1 protein-coding gene and 1 pseudogene are annotated in these 1,869 nt (G+C 51.5%); both read right to left on the reverse strand.

Translation table 11 applies throughout. The features are described 5' to 3' along the window. Positions 1-1,176: AMP-binding protein (locus ACFRAK_RS28195; RefSeq protein ID WP_394573067.1), on the reverse strand; the 1,176-nt coding region annotated here is incomplete at its 3' end. Between the two features lie 100 nt (positions 1,177-1,276). Further along, positions 1,277-1,869: pseudogene (locus ACFRAK_RS28200) on the reverse strand (acyl-CoA dehydrogenase family protein); the annotation flags it as partial.

A 1,869-nucleotide genomic window follows, 5' to 3' on the forward strand; every position in this document is an offset into this window, starting at 1 on the left:
GTCGGGATGGACCACTTTCGCATCGGTATCAGGTACCGGCACGCCAATCGTGCCGATTTTACGTTTGCCCCAGATCGGGTTCACATGAGTCACCGGCGATGCTTCCGTCAAGCCGTAACCTTCGATAAGTTTACCTTTGGTCATCTCCTCGAATGTGTCCTGAACCTCAACTGGGAGCCCGGCCGAGCCGCTGACACAGGCATTAATGGATGACAAGTCGTACTCTTTGATTTTAGGATGGTTAATCAGGGCGATGTACATGGTTGGAGCGCCCGGGAAGAGCGTAGGCTTCATTTTTTTGATCAAATTCAGAATCATGGTACCTTCAAACTTCGGAACGAGAATCAGCTGACCTGCACGGTACACCGCCTGATTAAGAAGTACGGTGAGCCCGAATACGTGAAAACATGGTAAAACCGCCAGATAACGCTCGTGTCCTTCCTGCACCTTATAACACCAGTTGGCCGACTGCACCGTATTGGCTATCAAGTTGTAATGCGTCAGCATGACACCTTTCGGGACACCGGTCGTACCGCCGGTATACTGCAGCAGCGCCAGATCCTTCTCGGCATTCACGGATTCACATATCGGATCGTCCGGTGCGCTCGCAAGTAGCTTCTTGAAGTTGTGCACGGAATCGCTATAGGTAACCACAGGAAGCGGTCCTTCCTTCTTGGCTTTGATCGGATACAGTTTGTTCTTCGGGAACGGAAGATAATCGGCCACCGAGGTGACAATCATATGCTTCAGCTCGGTTTCCTCGATCACTGCTTCGACTCGAGACACAAACATATCCATCGTAATGATGATCTTGGCTCCGGAATCTTTCATCTGATGCTCAATCTCCCGCTCCATGTAGAGGGGATTCGTCATGACAACCACTGCCCCTGCCAGCAGTGCGCCATAATACGACATGACCACCTGCGGACAATTGGGCAGCATGATCGCTACCCGATCACCCTTCTTGATTCCTTTGCTGCGGAGTGTGTTCGCCATACGATAAGACGAATCCAGCAGACTTTTATAGTTGATGTTCTTGCCCATGAAATACATCGCCGGCCGATCGGGGTACTTCTGCGCCGACGTGACGAGAAATAATGCCAAATTCTGTTTCGGATAATCAAAAGCGGGGGCCACTTCACTTGGATAGAACGGTAGCCAAGGCTTTGCATCCATACAAAACCAACCCTTTCCTAAGGAATGCTTCGTTTCCTCCTACTCCCAGAACATTCTCTTGTCTCTACCGAGGCAGTTCATCACAGGAACGGCACCCTCGTTACACCGTGTAGCGTTCATTCTTGACGATACGGGCAGCAATGCTGCGTTTGAGTGCGACCGTATCCACCGGGTTGCTGCGTGTCAGCTTCTTCAGAACCGATAACTGCATCCGCAGCATGTCGCCAGACTCCACGGAGGCCAGCGTCTCTTTGGCAAGTGTTTCTATGCGCTGGAACGCCTCGTATGCAAACACTTGGGTCATCTCAATCATGTTCGTCGCTTTTTCTTCCGATGTGCGGGCAATGTGCTTGCGTGCGCGCAGCAATGCGCTTTCGAGCGCAAACATATCAATCATCATGTCGGCCAGGTTGGACAGTGCTTCCTGCTCTTGCTCCAGCTTCGTACCGAATTTCTGTACAGCCAAGCCACCGGCAAGCAGGAAAATCTTCTTCATCATGTCAAGGAAGTGCGTTTCCTGCTCTAGCGTGCCCTCAAAGGTCTGGCCTGGAACGAGCTGAAGCAGCTCATTTTGCAGGTTTTGCGCTTTTTCCATCAGTGCAATTTCACCTTTGAGCGCCTTTTTCACGAGCGTGCCCGGAATGAGGAGTCGGTTGATTTCGTTGGTGCCCTCGAATATGCGGTTAATGCGGG

The organism is Peribacillus sp. NPDC056705 (assembly GCF_043656335.1).